The sequence below is a fragment of the Mesorhizobium sp. M5C.F.Ca.ET.164.01.1.1 genome, assembly GCF_004792125.1.
In the GTDB taxonomy this organism is placed as follows: Bacteria; Pseudomonadota; Alphaproteobacteria; order Rhizobiales; family Rhizobiaceae; genus Mesorhizobium; species Mesorhizobium wenxiniae.
In genome coordinates this window covers 708609-723734 of sequence record NZ_SRTG01000002.1, presented here as the reverse complement: position 1 = coordinate 723734, position 15126 = coordinate 708609, and the positions used below count along the sequence as shown (strand labels likewise).

The 15126-nt window shown below is 62.6% G+C and carries 16 protein-coding genes and 2 pseudogenes; 6 read left to right on the top strand and 12 right to left on the bottom strand.

Annotated elements, in window-relative coordinates; genetic code table 11:
* Window positions 1–45: 45 nt before the first annotated feature.
* Both EN807_RS20135 and EN807_RS20130 read right to left on the bottom strand, forming a co-directional pair.
* Complete coding sequence (locus EN807_RS20135; RefSeq protein ID WP_135936377.1) at window positions 46–372, bottom strand: metalloregulator ArsR/SmtB family transcription factor; 327 nt, start codon at window positions 370–372, stop codon at window positions 46–48.
* 61 nt (window positions 373–433) lie between these two features.
* Complete coding sequence (locus EN807_RS20130) at window positions 434–1843, bottom strand: LysM peptidoglycan-binding domain-containing protein (RefSeq protein WP_135936376.1); 1410 nt, start codon at window positions 1841–1843, stop codon at window positions 434–436.
* 147 nt (window positions 1844–1990) lie between these two features.
* On the opposite strand from EN807_RS20130, the gene EN807_RS20125 reads away from it, so the two are divergent.
* A complete protein-coding gene (locus EN807_RS20125; RefSeq protein ID WP_029354434.1) occupies window positions 1991–2602 on the top strand; it encodes a TIGR00730 family Rossman fold protein in 612 nt (203 codons plus the stop codon).
* 60 nt (window positions 2603–2662) lie between these two features.
* Here EN807_RS20125 and EN807_RS20120 read toward each other — a convergent pair whose 3' ends face one another.
* The gene (locus EN807_RS20120; protein ID WP_135936375.1) at window positions 2663–4015 is read right to left on the bottom strand and encodes a sorbosone dehydrogenase family protein; all 1353 of its coding nucleotides are present in this window, start codon (window positions 4013–4015) and stop codon (window positions 2663–2665) included.
* A 209-nt stretch (window positions 4016–4224) separates the two neighbouring features.
* Between EN807_RS20120 and EN807_RS37455 the strand changes: the two are divergent.
* Window positions 4225–5228, top strand: a pseudogene (locus tag EN807_RS37455) (transporter).
* On the opposite strand, the gene rarD reads toward EN807_RS37455, so the two are convergent.
* From rarD to cysS, 8 genes are all read right to left on the bottom strand, one after another.
* Complete coding sequence (rarD, locus tag EN807_RS20110; protein WP_135936374.1) at window positions 5203–6138, bottom strand: EamA family transporter RarD; 936 nt, start codon at window positions 6136–6138, stop codon at window positions 5203–5205. The pseudogene EN807_RS37455 and the gene rarD sit on opposite strands and share 26 nt — an antisense overlap.
* A 132-nt stretch (window positions 6139–6270) precedes the next feature.
* Complete coding sequence (locus EN807_RS20105; RefSeq protein WP_135936373.1) at window positions 6271–6558, bottom strand: hypothetical protein; 288 nt, start codon at window positions 6556–6558, stop codon at window positions 6271–6273.
* A 252-nt stretch (window positions 6559–6810) separates the two neighbouring features.
* The gene (cimA, locus tag EN807_RS20100; RefSeq protein WP_246684228.1) at window positions 6811–8433 is read right to left on the bottom strand and encodes a citramalate synthase; all 1623 of its coding nucleotides are present in this window, start codon (window positions 8431–8433) and stop codon (window positions 6811–6813) included.
* On the bottom strand, window positions 8430–9386 hold the full coding sequence (pip, locus tag EN807_RS20095; protein ID WP_135936371.1) for a prolyl aminopeptidase: 957 nt from the start codon (window positions 9384–9386) through the stop codon (window positions 8430–8432). The genes cimA and pip overlap by 4 nt, the downstream gene beginning before the upstream one ends.
* A complete protein-coding gene (locus EN807_RS20090; RefSeq protein WP_135936370.1) occupies window positions 9383–9859 on the bottom strand; it encodes a GFA family protein in 477 nt (158 codons plus the stop codon). Before EN807_RS20090 ends, pip begins: the two co-directional genes overlap by 4 nt.
* Entirely contained in the window at window positions 9856–10347 is a 492-nt protein-coding gene (locus tag EN807_RS20085; RefSeq protein WP_135936369.1) for a GFA family protein, read from the bottom strand. The genes EN807_RS20090 and EN807_RS20085 overlap by 4 nt, the downstream gene beginning before the upstream one ends.
* Before the next feature lie 4 nt (window positions 10348–10351).
* Window positions 10352–10738, bottom strand: coding sequence for a VOC family protein (locus EN807_RS20080; RefSeq protein WP_128342453.1), 387 nt, complete (start codon window positions 10736–10738; stop codon window positions 10352–10354).
* Window positions 10735–12201: a cysteine--tRNA ligase gene (cysS, locus tag EN807_RS20075; RefSeq protein WP_135936368.1), complete on the bottom strand. Its 1467-nt coding sequence runs from the start codon at window positions 12199–12201 to the stop codon at window positions 10735–10737. Before cysS ends, EN807_RS20080 begins: the two co-directional genes overlap by 4 nt.
* Window positions 12202–12590: 389 nt before the next feature.
* Here cysS and EN807_RS20070 point away from each other — a divergent pair, with 389 nt between their 5' ends.
* The gene (locus EN807_RS20070) at window positions 12591–12746 is read left to right on the top strand and encodes a hypothetical protein (protein WP_135936367.1); all 156 of its coding nucleotides are present in this window, start codon (window positions 12591–12593) and stop codon (window positions 12744–12746) included.
* Between the two features lie 62 nt (window positions 12747–12808).
* Here the strand turns inward: EN807_RS20070 and EN807_RS20065 are convergent.
* Window positions 12809–13568, bottom strand: a pseudogene (locus EN807_RS20065) (SOS response-associated peptidase).
* A gap of 122 nt (window positions 13569–13690) precedes the next feature.
* Here EN807_RS20065 and EN807_RS20060 point away from each other — a divergent pair.
* From EN807_RS20060 to EN807_RS20050, 3 genes are all read left to right on the top strand, one after another.
* Window positions 13691–14110: an NUDIX hydrolase gene (locus tag EN807_RS20060; protein WP_127313527.1), complete on the top strand. Its 420-nt coding sequence runs from the start codon at window positions 13691–13693 to the stop codon at window positions 14108–14110.
* Window positions 14111–14158: 48 nt separating this feature from the next.
* Window positions 14159–14536, top strand: coding sequence for a TIGR02301 family protein (locus EN807_RS20055; RefSeq protein ID WP_127313528.1), 378 nt, complete (start codon window positions 14159–14161; stop codon window positions 14534–14536).
* A 314-nt stretch (window positions 14537–14850) separates the two neighbouring features.
* Window positions 14851–15108 (top strand): hypothetical protein, encoded by a 258-nt coding sequence (locus EN807_RS20050; protein ID WP_077381793.1) that lies wholly within the window; start codon window positions 14851–14853, stop codon window positions 15106–15108.
* Window positions 15109–15126: the final 18 nt, after the last annotated feature.

The window sequence follows — 15126 nt, the reverse complement described above, 5'->3', positions numbered from 1 at the left end:
AAACCGGCTTTTCGCTGACGCGGTCCTTCGATTCGGGATCATGATCTAGCGGCCGGAGCAGCACGAATTGACGAGCGCGGCCAGCGATGCGGAAACATCGGCGAGCGCATCGCTGTCGACTTCATAGCGCGAGCGTTGCCGGTCCGGCTCGTAGCGGACGAGCCCGGCGTCGACCAATATCCTCAGATGCTGCGAAACCGTGGACTGCGCCAGGTCGAGATGGTCGACAACCTCCCGGCAGCAGCAGGAGCGGCTGGCCGAAAGGTGCCTGAGGATCTCGATCCGGGCCGGATGCGAAAGCGCGGCGAGCTTCGCGGCCACGGACTGGCTGTCGGCGAAGCCGGAAGTCTTCTCGGTCAAGGGAGCATTCATCGTTTATCGGCGATAAACGATGAACGAACTTTCCGCAAGAGGGCGAAAGAAGAAAAGGATTCTAATCGGCCTTTGTCGGGGCTGTCGTCATCTGATCGCCCATCGCCTTGAGGTTGGCGGCTTCGCCTTCCTGCGATTTCTCCGGGACCTTGAACACCTGCCCCGGCCAGATGCGGTCGGGATTCCTGATCTGATCCTGATTGGCGAGGTAGATGGTCGAATAGCGCATGCCTTGGCCATAGACGCGCCGCGAGATCTGCCACAGCGTATCGTGGCGGCGGATAATAACGGCGCTGTCGGCGTGTTCGAGCTTCGGCGCCGCGGCCTCGGGAATTTCAGCCGATGTGGCGGCAACTGCGGGCGCTTCGGCTACGGGTGCAGCAGGCGCGCCAGCGGCGGGGGATGGCGTGGCAGGCTTCTGCTCGGCGGGCGCCACGGCGGCGACCGACTCGCCCGGCTCGCGCTCGAACGGCACGGCGGCGCGGGCCACCACCTTGACCCCGTCGGCATCGAGTGCGTCGACATGGATGGTGTAGGTGCCAACGGGAATGCTGCGCGTCGCCTCGACCAGGAAGTGGCCGTCGGGCGAAGTTTTCGCGTCGCCGAGCAAGATATCGTTGGCATAAGCGCGCACCTTGCGGCCGGGATCGGCGAGCCCGGCGACGAAGATCTTGTTGCCGTCGATCTCGATGGCTTCGACGACGATCTTTGGCCCTGCAGCCGGTGTCGCCGGTGCGACAGGCATGTCCGAAGTCGGCGCGGGGGCGACTTCGGCAGTGGCCGGCGCCGTGGCAGCCGGTGCACCTGTGGCCGGTGCTGCGGCAGCGGGGTCCCCGGCAGCGGAGTCCCCGGCAGCCGGGGCGGCCGCCTTGTCGCCAACAGGCGCTTCAGGCTTCTTCTCGGGTGTAGGAACGGTGAGCAGTTCTGACGGCTTGCCCGGCTCCTCGATCATCGCCAGCACCTGGCCAGCAGGACTCTGGGGAATCGAGACGACGGCTGTCTGCGCCGAGGGGGTCACGACATTGCCGGTCATTGAGCGCAGCGCGATCGTGTAATCGCCGGGTTTCAGCGGATCGTCGAGAACGATGGCAAAAGCACCATCGGCGCCGGCGACCGTCGAGCCGAGAACCGTCGAACCATTGAGAATCTCGACCTTGGCGTTGGGTGCGGCATTGCCGGCGACGACGATAGAGCCCTTGATCTCGACCCGAACAATATCGAAGGTCGGCGCGATCGCATCGGCCGTGGCCGGCGCTGCCGGTGCCATCGCATCTGTGGCCGGCGCGGGCGAAACCGATCCATCGGTCCCCGGCTTGGCCGGCTTCTCCGCCGGCGGCGTCAGCGATGCCACTTCCGCCGGTGGCGCGCCATTGAGATACGGGTCGAGCGCGCCCGATACATAGGCGGTTCCCGCCGCGGCGACGGAGCCGCCGACGGCGAACAAAAGCGCCTTTACTGGATTAATTGTCATATTTCCCTGCCCTTAGCCACCTAATGCCGGTCTAGCCTGTTTTGCCCAAACCGACAAGAAAAAGGGGGCCGACAAGAAAAAGGAGGCCAGCAAGAAAAAGCCCGCCCGGGCTTGACCGCGAATAAAGACCCAATCACCAATCATCTCATGAACACGATTCGATCCATCTGCGTCTATTGCGGCTCGTCTCCAGGCCGCGATGAAACCTATGCCAAGGCCGGACACCTCCTTGGGCGTTCGATCGCCAAGTCCGGCCTGCGTCTGATCTATGGCGGCGGCACCAGGGGCATCATGGGAGCCGTTGCCGAAGGGGCGTTGCGGGCCGGCGGCAAAGTGACGGGCATCATTCCGCGCTTCCTGATCAACAGGGAGGCCACCGAAACCGCGCTTAACCGGCTCGACGAGCTCGTGATCACCGACAACATGCACGAGCGTAAACATACGATGTTCGAGAAATCCGACGCGTTTGTGGCGCTGCCGGGCGGCATCGGCACGGTCGAGGAAATCATCGAGATCATGACGTGGGGCCAGCTCGGCCATCATCGCAAACCGATCGTCTTCGGCAACGTCGGGGGATTCTGGGATCCGATGCTGGCGCTGCTCGACCATATGATGGCCGAAGGCTTCATCCACACCGCGCAGCGGGTCAAGCCGCTGGTGGTCGACGATCCGGAAGCCATCGTCGCCGCCATCATAGTCGCCGGATCATCGGTCGACGCACCGACCGAAGGTGTGCAGTCGGTAATCGACAAGCTTTAGGGGAGTAAGGCAGGGCAGTAGGGCAGTAGGTAGTGAAAGCCGCGCTCATGAAGCGCGATCCTACTCCCCTACTCCCCCCGCAAGTCGGCGACTTGCCCGGCGGACCCGCCAGATGGCATTGCCGACATCGTCGGCGACGAGCAGTGCGCCGGTCCGATCGATCGCAACGCCGACCGGACGGCCCATCGCCTTGCTATCACGCCCGATAAAGCCAGCGAGCACATCTTTTGGGAGGCCGCTCGGTTTACCACCGCGGAACGGCACGAAGATCACCTTGTAACCGCTGAACACGCTTCTGTTCCACGAGCCGTGCTGGCCGACGAAGGCGCCGTTGCCGTAGGCCGGGCCCAGCGACGTGCCTTTGGAGAAGGTCAGTCCCAGCGAGGCGGTATGGGAACCCAGCGCATAATCGGGCTTGACCGCCCTCGCCACGAGATCGGGGCGCTGCGGCTTGACGCGTTCGTCGATGTTCTGCCCGAAATAGCTGTAGGGCCAGCCGTAAAAAGCGCCGTCACGAACCGAGGTCATGTAATCCGGGACGAGATCGTCGCCGATCTCGTCCCGCTCATTCACGGCGACCCAAAGCTCGCCAGTATCAGGGTTCCAAGACAGCCCGTTCGGGTTGCGCAGTCCTGACGCGAAGACCCGGGTGCGGCGGGTCGACCGGTCCACTTCAAGGACGGCGGCGCGGTTCCTCTCCGCAGCCATGCCGTTTTCTCCAACGTTGCTGTTGGAGCCGACGGTGACATAGAGCTTGCGTCCATCCGGACTTGCGATCACGTCCTTGGTCCAATGATGGTTGAGATCTCCGGCCGGCAAGTCAACGATCTTTTCCGGCGGCGTTGTGACTCGGGTCTGGCCATTGGAGTAGGGGAAAGCGACGAGCGCGTCGGTATTTGCGACATAGAGCTTGCCTTTGGACAGCGTCATACCGAAGGGTGAATTGAGGCCTTCCGCGAACGTCCTGCGCACATCGGCAATGCCGTCGCCATTGGTGTCGCGCAGGAGCGTGATTCGGTTGGCGCTTTTGGTCGCGGCTCCGGCGCGCTTCATAGCAAGGTCCATGAAGACCTTTCTAAGGCTGAAGCCTTCGTCATCCTTGGCAGGAGCATTGGTTTCGGCGATCAGCACGTCGCCGTTCGGAAGCACGTGCAGCCAGCGCGGATGGTCGAGGCCGGTGGCGAAGGCGTTCACCGTCAGCCCGGCCGCCGGGGTTGGCATGCCACCTTTCTGCCAGCCTTTCGCCTCCGCGATGTTGACGGTCGGGATCAGCGTCGGTCTTGGTTTCGGTAAAGTGGGGTTGGGGCCATAGCCGGTTATTGCCCCCGTTTTCTGCGCCGAAAGGCCAGCGCAGCTCGCCATGACGGCTCCCAATACCGCTATGACTACGCTTCGTGCGAAGCCGGCATGCATCGGACGTCCTCCACATGGATTTACGCGGTGCTCTTTGCGTAAACGCAAGTCAACGGCGTATTATTCCAGATTGCCTCCCAAACAGCGGCGTCGTAGGCGCGCCTCGGATGACAGTCAAAACCGTCACACGAAACCGGTTCGCCCGTGCTAGTGATCACAGTCTGGTCGCCGCCGCGCGGCGGCGTATTCGAGACACTGGCGACGCGACCATGAACATCACTCTCAACCCGGAAGGCACCGACCTATCGCCTTATCTGCCCGACGAGCACGGGCTGTTCTTCATCTATCACTTCACCGCCGAAGGTGCGCGAACCAAAGACCCGGGCGCCACACACTGGACCTGGCGCAGCTACCAGCTTTCCGACATGCGCGCCCGCCACGAGATCGCCACCGAGCCGGCTTTGCCGCCACCGGTGCGCGATGCCTTCCTGACGGCCGGCCATGGCTGCCACATCGACTTCGATGGCGACTGGCTCTACGGCGACCTGCCGGACCTGCGCCACGACTATTCGGCGGAGGCGCGCGGGCTCGGCCATTTCCGCTTCGCCCTTAACGACACGATGCTGATCGGCGGCCGCAAGCAACCGCTGCAATCGGTCGACAATATCCGCAAGACGATCGACAACGGATCGCGCAAGTTCCGCTCTCCGGCCGAACTGATCGAGGCTGTCATGGGCCAGTCGCTCGACGGCATGACGACGGAACTCGGTGGCCTTGGCGACACGCTCGACGGCATCGAGGACCGCATCGTCTGCGACGCATGGCACAATGAGCGGCAGGCGCTGGTCGATGCGCGCCGGCAACTGGTGGTTGATCCATCGGCAGATGGCGACGCTGACCAGCCTGTTCCGCCATCTCGACCCATTCGCACCGCGGCGATTTGCCTGATACAATCAACGACATGGCGGCACGGCTTTCGCACCGCGCCCATACATTGCATCATGACGGCGAGCAATTGCAGGCACGTGCCCGGCTCCTGCAGGACGAGCTGATGGCCAAGCTAACGACGCAGTCGAACCAGTTACTCTACATGCTGTCGGTGATGACCGCGGTGCTGTTGCCGATGACGATCATCTCCGGCCTGTTCGGCATGAATGTCGGCGGGCTGCCGCTGGTCGACACGCCAGCGGGCTTCTGGGTGGCGTCGGCGATATCGCTGGTTGTCGCGGCGGTCGTCTATCTGTTCGTCAGGCGGCTGGCGCGCGGGATGTAGCGCCGGCCTTGCGCGCCGAAGAAAACATCGACCAGGAGTAGATCGCCAGCGCCGTCCAGATCAGGCCGAAGGCGATGGCCTGGGTGCTGCCGAAGGGTTCGCCGAAAATCAGCACGGCGATCAGGAACACAATGGTCGGCGCGATATACTGCATGATGCCGATGGTGGAGAGACGCAACAGCTTGGCCCCGAAGGCAAACAGCAGCAGCGGTATGGCGGTGACCGGGCCGCAGCCGATCAGCAGTGCGGTGTCGCTCAGGGAGCTGGACACGAAATGATCCTGTCCGCTGGCTACGAGGTAGATGATGTAGCCGAGCGCCGGCACCGACAGCAGCAGCACTTCGAGCAGAAAACCCTGGCTCGGACCGATCGGCAGCGTCTTGCGGAAGAAAGCATAGGCAGCAAAGGAAAACGCCAGCACCAGCGACACCCAGGGCAGCTTGCCGGCGTCGATCGTCAGCACCGCGACCGCGATGGCCGCCAGCACCACCGCCGCGATTTGCAGCCTGTCGAGCCGCTCGCCAAGCAGCAGCGCACCGACAACGACGCTGACAAGCGGGTTGATGTAATAGCCAAGCGCGGTCTCGATGGTACGGTCGACCGCGATCGCCCAGACATAGATGCCCCAGTTAACCGAAATCAGCGCCGCCGTCAGCGCCGCCATCGAAATGATGCGCGGCGAACGGATTGCGGCCTTGAAGTCCGCGGTGCGGCCGGCCCAGACCAAAACGGCGGCGGCAATCGGCACCGACCAGACGATGCGGTGCGCAATGACTTCGGCCAGCGGCAGATGCGCAACCGCCTTCATATAGAAGGGCAGCAACCCCCACAGGAGATAGGCGCCCAGGGCCAACAGAAAGCCACGCCGGGCCTTTGAGTCTGCTTCGAGCTGGATTGCTTGCGTGGGCATGGCCCAACGCTATGCGCCAGCCGCCGGGCCAAGACCATCGCAAAGTTCTGATGGATCAATGGACTTTCGCTGATGGTTCAACAGGCCCGGCGTTTCCCACCACATTTATTTGAAAGACGCGAAGCTCGCGTGTCACTTGGCTTCGGGTGCAGGCACCAGCTCCATGAATTCCGCTTCGGTGGTGTCGTGACGAAAGCCTGTCACGCATTCTGCTACCTGGAGCGGAATGTCTGCGATAAAGTCTATCGCGGCGGCACCTGCGTCCTCGCGATTCTGGTCGGCGAAACGCGCGCGGCGGATCTCTTCGAAACAGGATGGAAGGTTTCCCGTCGCTTCAAGATTGCGTGCGCCGTCGGCGCTGGTATGTCGTATGCTCCAGACTTCGTGCCCATCGCGCCACTGCTCGGCCCATTGCAGCATGGCCGTATCGATATTGTGAACGCGACCACATCCCTGCCAGTCGAAAGGCCAGCCATGCGCTTCTCGTCCACTAGGTCCATGTCCACGTCGTTAAAAATGACGACTGACCAATTCTGGCCGACAACGGCACCATTATAGGCAAAATCAAAAACCTCGTCCGACTGTCCGGTCTGGGCCAAGCCAAAAGCCAATGCCGCCTTTGCGAGCGGGAGACTGTGGAACGCAATCCAACTTATCGAGAAGCCCATTTCGTCACTCCGCCGCCACCAGCCCGGCCATATCACGGTTCTTCATCAGCTTGTAGACGATCGAATCCATCAACGCCTGGAACGAGGCGTCGATGATGTTTTCGGAGACGCCGACCGTCCACCAGCGGGCGCCGGTGGAGTCATGCGATTCGATCAGCACGCGGGTGATCGCCTCGGTGCCACCATTGAGGATACGCACCTTGAAGTCGGCAAGTTCGAGGTCGGCGATCTCGTTCTGGAATTTTCCGAGATCCTTGCGCAGCGCGATGTCGAGCGCATTGACCGGGCCGTGCCCTTCGGCCACCGACATCTTCTCCTCGCCGTCGACCAGCACCTTGACGATCGCCTCCGAGACCGTCTTCAGCTGGCCGTTGGCGTCGAAGCGGCGCTCGACCATGCAGCGGAACGAGGTGACGCTGAAGAATTCCGGCAGGCCGTGCAGCATCTTGCGCGCCAGCAGCTCGAAGCTGGCATCGGCGCCTTCATAGGCATAGCCCTCGGCCTCGCGTTCCTTGACGACTGATATCAGGGCGTCGAGTCGGTGGTCGTCCCGGGGCATGTCGATGCCGCGTCGTTTCAGCTCGGCGAGGAAATTGGCCCTGCCGCCCTGGTCCGAGACCATGACGCGGCGGCGGTTTCCAACTGCTTCCGGCGGCACATGCTCGTAGGTGGCCGGCTCCTTGGCCAGCGCCGAGGCATGGATGCCGGCCTTGGTGGCGAAGGCGGAAGCGCCGACATAGGGCGCCTGCGCTTCCGGCGCGCGGTTCAGCAATTCGTCAAAGGCGCGGGAAAGGCGCGATATCCCAGCCAACGCTTCGGCCGAAATACCTGTCTCGAAGCGGTTGGAAAAGGCCGGCTTCAGCGCCAGGGTCGGCACGATCGAGATCAGATTGGCGTTGCCGCAGCGCTCGCCGATGCCGTTCAGCGTGCCCTGGATCTGGCGCACGCCGGCCTCGACGGCGGCCAGCGAATTCGCCACCGCCTGGCCGGTGTCGTCATGGGCATGGATGCCGAGATGGTCTCCGGGAATGCCTGAGGCGATGACCTTCTCGATGATGGCGCGCACTTCCGACGGCTGCGTGCCGCCATTGGTGTCGCACAGCACCACCCAGCGCGCGCCGGCCTCGTAAGCGCTCCTGGCGCAAGCCAGCGCATAATCGAGATTGGCCTTGAAGCCGTCGAAGAAGTGTTCGCAGTCGACCAGTGCCTCCTTCCCGGCAGCAACGGCCGCCTCGACCGAGGCCCTGATCGCCTCAAGGTTTTCCTCGTTGGTGCAGCCCAGCGCGATGCGGACATGGTAGTCCCAGCTCTTGGCGACAAAGCAGATGGCGTCCGACTTCGACTGGACCAATGCGGCAAGGCCTGGATCGTTCGAAGCCGACACCCCAGCCCGCTTGGTCATGCCGAAGGCGACGAATTTGGCACTGGTCGTGCGGGGCTCGGCGAAGAAGGCGGTGTCGGTCGGGTTGGCGCCGGGATAGCCGCCCTCGACATAGTCCATGCCGAACTCGTCGAGCAGCCCGGCGATGGCGATCTTGTCCTCGACGGAAAAGTCGATGCCCGGCGTCTGCTGGCCATCACGCAGTGTGGTGTCGAAGAGATAGAGGCGCTCGCGGCCCATGATCATTTCCCCGCAAACCGGTCCGTCGCCCGGATCAGCCGGTCGAGGATGCCCGGCTCCGAATACGCATGGCCGGCGCCCTCGATCAGATGGAAATCCGCTTTTGGCCACGCCTTGTGCAGCGCCCAGGCGTAGCGCGCCGGGCACGGCATGTCGTAGCGGCCATGGACGATCGTGCCGGGGATGTCCTTGAGCTTGTACGCGTCGCGCAACAACTGCCCTTCCTCCAGCCAGCCGGCGTGGACGAAATAATGATTCTCGATGCGGGCGAATGCTACGGCGTAGTCGTCTTCGCCAAACGGGCTGCTGGTCTCCGGATCGGGCAACAGCGTGATCGTCTCGCCCTCCCACAGGCTCCAGGCGCGGGCGGCCTCGACCTGTGCCTTGCGGTCGCCGCCGACCAGCCGCTTGCGATAGGCGGCCATCATGTCGCCGCGCTCGGCTTCGGGGATCGGCCCCAGGAAGCGCTCCCATTTGTCGGGGAACATTTCCGAGACGCCGAACTGGTAATACCATTCGAGCTCCGCGCGCGTCAGCGTGTAAATGCCGCGCACGACCAGTTCGCTGACGCGTCGGGGGTGCGTCTCGGCGTAGGCCAACGCCAGTGTCGAGCCCCACGAGCCGCCAAACACTAGCCATTTGTCGAAGCCGCACATGTCGCGCAGGCGCTCGATGTCGGCGATCAGGTGCCAGGTGGTGTTGGCCTCGAGCGAGGCATTGGGCGTCGATTGTCCGCAGCCTCGCTGGTCGAACAGGATGACATCGTAGAGCTTCGGATCGAACAGCCGCCGGTGCTTCGGGGAAATGGTGCCGCCCGGTCCGCCATGCAGGAACACGGCCGGCTTGGCACCCCTGGTGCCGGACCGCTCCCAATAGACCTGATGGCCGTCGCCGACGTCGAGCATGCCTGATTCGAAAGCCTCGATCTCCGGATAGAGGGTGCGGAGTTCACTGCTCATAATTTCAGGCCCTGCTGCGGCCAGTTGGCCGTCTCATGGTCCGGATGCTGGAAGGAGATGATCGATTCCTGCCGGGTGTAGTAGTCAGGATCGTCATGGACCGGCGCGTCGAAGATCTTCTCCACCCAGGGCAGCCGGGCGGCGTAGTTGATCTGGATCTGCGGTGCGAGGTCTGAGCGGTCGTCAAAAGCGCCGATGGCGATCTCAAGTCCGCCGGGCTGCCTGTAGGTCAGCGGCGTGCCGCATCGGGCGCAGAACCCGCGATCGATATTGACCGATGACTGAAAGTAGCTCGGCTCCTCGCGGACCCATTCGACGCCGTCCTTGGGCACCGTCACCAGTGCGCCGAAGAAGGAACCAAACTGCTTCTGGCACATACGGCAATGGCAGATGGACGGGCGCCCAAGCGCCCCACGGATGCGGAAACGCACGGCGCCGCACTGGCAGCCGCCGGTTCGAACGGTTTCGGTCATGATCTTTCCTCCGGCGGCCATTGTTCGGTGTCGTGGTCGGGATGCTGGTAAGAGACGAGATCGGTGAGATAGGAGGCTGACGAGATATCAGCCATCGTGTCCTCGCCGGGCAATTCGTGGATGCGGTCGACATAGGGGAGCTTTGCTTCGGTACCCCACTGGATGGTCGGCGCGATCTCCTGCGGAGCGTCGAAGGCGGCGATGGCGAGCGCGATACCGTCGGGCGCCTCGAAAGTCAGCGGCGTGCCGCAATCGGCGCAGAAACCGCGCAATGCGGCGTTGGACGAGCGGAAGCGTTTGGGCTCGCCGCGTGTCCAATCGAGTTTTGCGCCACGCACCGACACCAGCGGCAGGTAGAAATTGCCGCTTGCCTTCTGGCACATGCGGCAATGACAGACGGAGGCGTCACCCAGCGCGCCTTCGACACGGAAGCGCACCGCGCCGCACTGGCAACCGCCTGTGTAGACTGGTCTGTTGTCCAGGCTCATTGCTTCACTCCGCGGCATGGCAGACGGCTTCGATATTGTTGCCGTCGGGGTCGAAGACAAAGGCGCCATAGTAGTTCGCATGATAGTGCGGACGCAGGCCTGGGCCGCCATTGTCCTTACCGCCGGCGGCGATGGCGGCTGCGTAGAAGGCATCGACCTCGGCGCGGCTGCGCGCAGTGAAGGCGACGTGCTGACGGTCCTTCGGCTTGTCCTTGCCTTGATGCAGCCAGAACACCGGCCGGTCCCGGCCATAGCCGCCGACCTTGGCGCCGCCGGTGTATTCCTGCGGCACCATGTAGAGGAGCGCGGCACCGAGCGGCGCCATCGCCTTGTCATAGAACGCCTTCGACGCGTCGAAATCGGAAACGGTGATGCCAAGATGATCGATCATCTTTTTACCTCCCAGGTGGTGATGCGGGCGCTGGTGACGGAGTCCTTGCCGTCCTTCAACTGGATACCTTGCGCCAGCAATTCGTCGCGGATGCGGTCGGCGTCGGCCCAATTTCCGGCGGCGATGAGGGTCAGGCGTTTGGTGATCGCCTTGGCGATGGCATCTTCATCAACCTTGGCTGGCGCGACGTCGAAGCCGAGGAACAACAGTGCCGCCTTCAACGAAGCGGCAGCATCGTTGCCCGCTGCGGCAGCGTTGCCGCCACCATTAAAATCCACAGCCTCGCCGGCCAATTGCGTCAGCACCTGGAACGCGGAATAGGTTGCGAGATCGTCCGATAGGGCTTCCACCACTTCCACCGGCAATTGCTTTGCCGCCGCCGGTGCCAGATCCGCCGCCCGCTTCCATTTACGCAGCGTATTTTCCGCCTCTTCCAGCTTGCGCACGGAAAAGTCGATCGGCTCGCGATAATGCGTCATCAGCATCGCCAGCCTGAGCACCTCGCCCGGCCATTTGCGGCCGCCAAAAGTCTCCGTCTCCAGCAACTCGTTGATCGAGTAGAAGTTGCCCAGGCTCTTGGACATCTTCTGCCCCTCGACCTGCAGGAAGCCGTTGTGCATCCATACCTTGGCCATCACGTCAGTGCCGTGGGCGCAGCGCGACTGGGCGATTTCGTTTTCGTGGTGCGGGAAGATCAGGTCGAGCCCGCCGCCATGGATGTCGAAGACCTCGCCGAGATAGGCGGCCGACATCGCCGAGCACTCGATGTGCCAGCCCGGCCGACCTCTGCCCCACGGGCTGTCCCAGCCCGGCTCTTCCGGCGAGGACAGCTTCCACAGCACAAAATCGCCAGGGTTCTTCTTGTGGGGATCGACGGCGACGCGAGCGCCGGCCTGCTGTTCGTCGAGATTGCGCTTCGACAATTGGCCGTAGTCCGGCATCGAGGCCGTGTCGAACAGAACTTCGCCTGCCGCAACATAAGCATGGCGGCGTTCGATCAACCGTTGAATCAAGGAGATCATGTCGACTTTGCCATCGGCGCGCGGCTCGACGAATTCAGTGGCGCGCGGCTCGACCGTCGGCTCCAGGCAGCCGAGCGTCGCCACATCCTTGTGGAACTGGTCGGCGGTTTTTTCGGTAACCCGCCCGATCGCCTCGTTCAGCGACAGCTTTCCCGAGGCAATTTCGCCGCCGAAATCGCGCAGTGCGCGGTCATTGATCTTGTCGTCGACATCCGTGATGTTGCGCACATAAGTGACGTGCGCTTGCCCGTAGAGATGGCGCAGCAGACGGAACAGCACGTCGAAGACGATCACCGGCCGCGCGTTGCCGATATGGGCAAAGTCGTAGACCGTCGGGCCGCAGACATACATGCGCACATTGCGCGGATCGATCGGGAAGAAATCCTCCTTGGTCCGCGTCAGCGTGTTGTAGAGGCGCAGGCCCTTCGATGCGTCAGACATTCGTGCCTTCCCGGTGCGTTACCTTTTGGTTGGAGCCACTTGCGCTGAGACGCAAATCAGGCACCAGCCTGCTGGCCGGGGCGTTTGTCCACTCTAGAAGGAAGATAGGCGAAAACGTCCGGACCAGCGCGAAGCTAGCCAATAATGCAAATGCCACAAATGGCGAAAGACGTTCTCATGAGCGGCTTTATCGCCTCACCCAGTGTTGCCGTCAAGTCGCAACTTTCGGCAAAAGAGTCGCCGGATCACAGGTAATGACGCAGTGAAATATTTTATTAAACATCTCGGCACAGTCATGAAACATTCGCCGGCTAGATCACCAGATGTCACGATTTGGTCGGATTCGACCAGCAAACGCGGACACGAAGACGTTACCAGGGAAGAGAAAAATGCTCCGAACCAAGCAGGACTCCAGCAGCGCGAAGCAACCGGCGCTCGCCAGCCAATACCGGGCGATCGGCCCGGCCGCGATCGTCGCCGCCCTTCTCCATACCGCGAAGAAGAAAAAGCCGGCGCAAGAGATCACATCGCCGCGCGCTGCCTGATGTGACGTCAGCCGACGCCATGCGCCGGCAATGAGGCGCCGAATGTGCCAGGAAAATAGCTGCTAGAACAAGGTCATCTGACTGTCGTCCGCGCCAGGCTTCTGGCGCCTGGCTTTCTCTGGCTCCGGCCCCACCACGCCCCTTTCCTGAATCTCCGGTCCGGTGTTGGCGACCTTGTTGACGAGGTCGGAAACCGGGACAGCCTCGAAGAAATCGGGCTTGCCGGTCTGAGCAGGTCCGCCACGTCGCGCGGCTCCAGCGTGCGGCAATCCAGCCAGCGGGCAAAACCTGCGGATCTATCACTACCGGCATCCGGTCATGGATATGGGCGATGTCGGTATTGGCGTTGACGGTCAGGATGGCGCCGGTGTCCATTTCGGAACCGCCCGGCTCGGCATAGGTCTCGATCAGCCCGGCGAAGGCGACAAGCCCGCCATGCCTCGGCCGCACCCAATAGGGCTGCCCCCTCTTGCCGCCTGATTGACGCCATTCGTAGAAGCCGGAAGCCGGCACCAAAGCGCGGCGATGGCGCATGGCGGTGCGAAACGAGGCCTTTTCCGTTGCTCCCTCCGAGCGCGCATTGAACAGCAGCGGAAACTCACGCGTGTCCTTCACCCAGGCCGGGATCAGCCCCCAACGCACCAGCATCGACTGCCGGTCGGACAGATTTGAGCCCGGCGCCTGCGGCAAGCCTGCAATCGCCATCAGGACCGGCTGCGTCGGCGCGATGTTGTAGCGGGCCGGAAAATCCTCCAGCTCCGCCAGACCGAGAAAAGCGGCAGTCTGGTCCGGCGTGGCGGTCAAGGCAAAGCGTCCGCACATAAGCTAAACTCGTTGAAACGGTCGGAGCGAAGGTGGCGATGGAACCGGCGTTGCGCAACCGATAATGCTTCTTCACGCCGACCGGTCCACAACCGGCTGCAGCGAATGACGATCGGAGATCCATGGACGAGATGCGCAAGATACTCCCGGCTGTCTCGGTCGCCATTGTCCGCGGCGACACGGTGCTGCTGGTCAAGCGGGCGCGGCAGCCTTCGCAAGGATTTTACGCGTTTCCAGGCGGCAAGGTCGAGGCCGGCGAAACGCTGGAACAAGCCGCGCAACGCGAATTGCTGGAGGAAACCGGGTTGCATGCGCACAACTACCGCGCACTTCGGGAAATCCACATCGACGGCCACAGCGACGGGCACCCGGTCGACTATCTGCTGACGGTGTTCGGCGCCACCTATGCCGGCGGCGAGCCCGTGGCCAGCGACGACGCCGAGAACGCCGCCTTCTATACGCTCAGCGAAATGACGGCTCTGCCGCTTGCCGCTTCGGTGTTTGCCGTTGCCGAAGAATTGCTTAGAAATGCAGGGGCGTAACCTCCAAAATCGCCTTGCAGGCGACAGATTGTTTGGCCACATAGACTTATGATCCGCGCATCGCTTTTCCTTGCAGCTTGCCTCGCCGCCAGTACGGCAATCGGAGCGCGGCCGGCTCTGGCCGCCGAGTCGCCGTTCGAGCCGGGGCTGATGCGGCTGGCGGAGGTGCTTGGATCGCTGCATTTCCTGCGTAATCTGTGCGGCGAGAAGGGCGACCAGTGGCGGGTCGAGATGGAGAAGCTGATTGCTTCGGAAAATCCTGACCCGGAGCGGCGCGCCCGCTTCATCGCCAGCTTCAACCGCGGCTACCGCTCCTTCGGCGGCACCTACACGCAGTGTACCGCCTCGGCGACCGAAGCCATCAGCCGCTATATGAAGGAAGGCGAAACGCTCTCGCGCGACATCGCCTCGCGCTACGGCAACTGACCTGACACCTCGCCGCTCGTATCCGGGGGCGTCTTAGTGCAATCCTTGTGTTGCACTTTTGCAACGGTATTAACGAAACGTTACGGCGCGGATGCGGAATTAACTCAAACTGAAGGTTTTCATCCCGCTCGCCGGCCTAATCGGTTAAGTTTGAATCGGATCGAACGCAGGTTTGCAAAACGTGACGAGCCCTTGTCGAAACGACCCTAGAAATGTCGTATTTACAAGTACTTACTTAACCTGCGTGTAAAAAGGGACAGCCCAAGCCTGATCCGTATCTGCCGGATCGCCGCTTGAAAAGGGTGGACATCGCAATGGAACATGGCGTCAACGACATCGACGCGCTGGTCAGGGAAGAAAAGCGCCTGACCGCCGTGGAAAGCCACAGCGAGGCCTGGGCGGAAGGGCTTTCGGCTGGAATCGAGCCGGAAATCATCGCCGAGGCGGCCCTTGAAACGGCGTTCGGTGAAATGCTGCGCGCCAATGGCGAGACCTCGGCCCTTGCCCTGCTCGACCGCATGCGTGAAAAGGTGATAGCCGGGGCCTTCGAACCAGGACGGCTGCGGCACTGAACCGGCATCAGGCTCTTT

What these genes read in the sequence shown, in the direction of transcription:
- rarD (WP_135936374.1), bottom strand. Translation starts at nt 6,138, where the DNA reads ATGCCCACGCAAGCAATCCAGCTCGAAGCAGACTCAAAGGCCCGGCGT.
- pip (WP_135936371.1), bottom strand. Translation starts at nt 9,386, where the DNA reads ATGAGCAGTGAACTCCGCACCCTCTATCCGGAGATCGAGGCTTTCGAA.
- EN807_RS20050 (WP_077381793.1), top strand. Translation starts at nt 14,851, where the DNA reads ATGGAACATGGCGTCAACGACATCGACGCGCTGGTCAGGGAAGAAAAG.
- EN807_RS20055 (WP_127313528.1), top strand. Translation starts at nt 14,159, where the DNA reads ATGATCCGCGCATCGCTTTTCCTTGCAGCTTGCCTCGCCGCCAGTACG.
- EN807_RS20060 (WP_127313527.1), top strand. Translation starts at nt 13,691, where the DNA reads ATGGACGAGATGCGCAAGATACTCCCGGCTGTCTCGGTCGCCATTGTC.
- EN807_RS20130 (WP_135936376.1), bottom strand. Translation starts at nt 1,843, where the DNA reads ATGACAATTAATCCAGTAAAGGCGCTTTTGTTCGCCGTCGGCGGCTCC.
- EN807_RS20105 (WP_135936373.1), bottom strand. Translation starts at nt 6,558, where the DNA reads ATGCTGCAATGGGCCGAGCAGTGGCGCGATGGGCACGAAGTCTGGAGC.
- EN807_RS20080 (WP_128342453.1), bottom strand. Translation starts at nt 10,738, where the DNA reads ATGATCGATCATCTTGGCATCACCGTTTCCGATTTCGACGCGTCGAAG.
- cysS (WP_135936368.1), bottom strand. Translation starts at nt 12,201, where the DNA reads ATGTCTGACGCATCGAAGGGCCTGCGCCTCTACAACACGCTGACGCGG.
- EN807_RS20120 (WP_135936375.1), bottom strand. Translation starts at nt 4,015, where the DNA reads ATGCATGCCGGCTTCGCACGAAGCGTAGTCATAGCGGTATTGGGAGCC.
- EN807_RS20090 (WP_135936370.1), bottom strand. Translation starts at nt 9,859, where the DNA reads ATGACCGAAACCGTTCGAACCGGCGGCTGCCAGTGCGGCGCCGTGCGT.
- EN807_RS20085 (WP_135936369.1), bottom strand. Translation starts at nt 10,347, where the DNA reads ATGAGCCTGGACAACAGACCAGTCTACACAGGCGGTTGCCAGTGCGGC.
- EN807_RS20135 (WP_135936377.1), bottom strand. Translation starts at nt 372, where the DNA reads ATGAATGCTCCCTTGACCGAGAAGACTTCCGGCTTCGCCGACAGCCAG.
- cimA (WP_246684228.1), bottom strand. Translation starts at nt 8,433, where the DNA reads ATGATCATGGGCCGCGAGCGCCTCTATCTCTTCGACACCACACTGCGT.
- EN807_RS20070 (WP_135936367.1), top strand. Translation starts at nt 12,591, where the DNA reads ATGCTCCGAACCAAGCAGGACTCCAGCAGCGCGAAGCAACCGGCGCTC.
- EN807_RS20125 (WP_029354434.1), top strand. Translation starts at nt 1,991, where the DNA reads ATGAACACGATTCGATCCATCTGCGTCTATTGCGGCTCGTCTCCAGGC.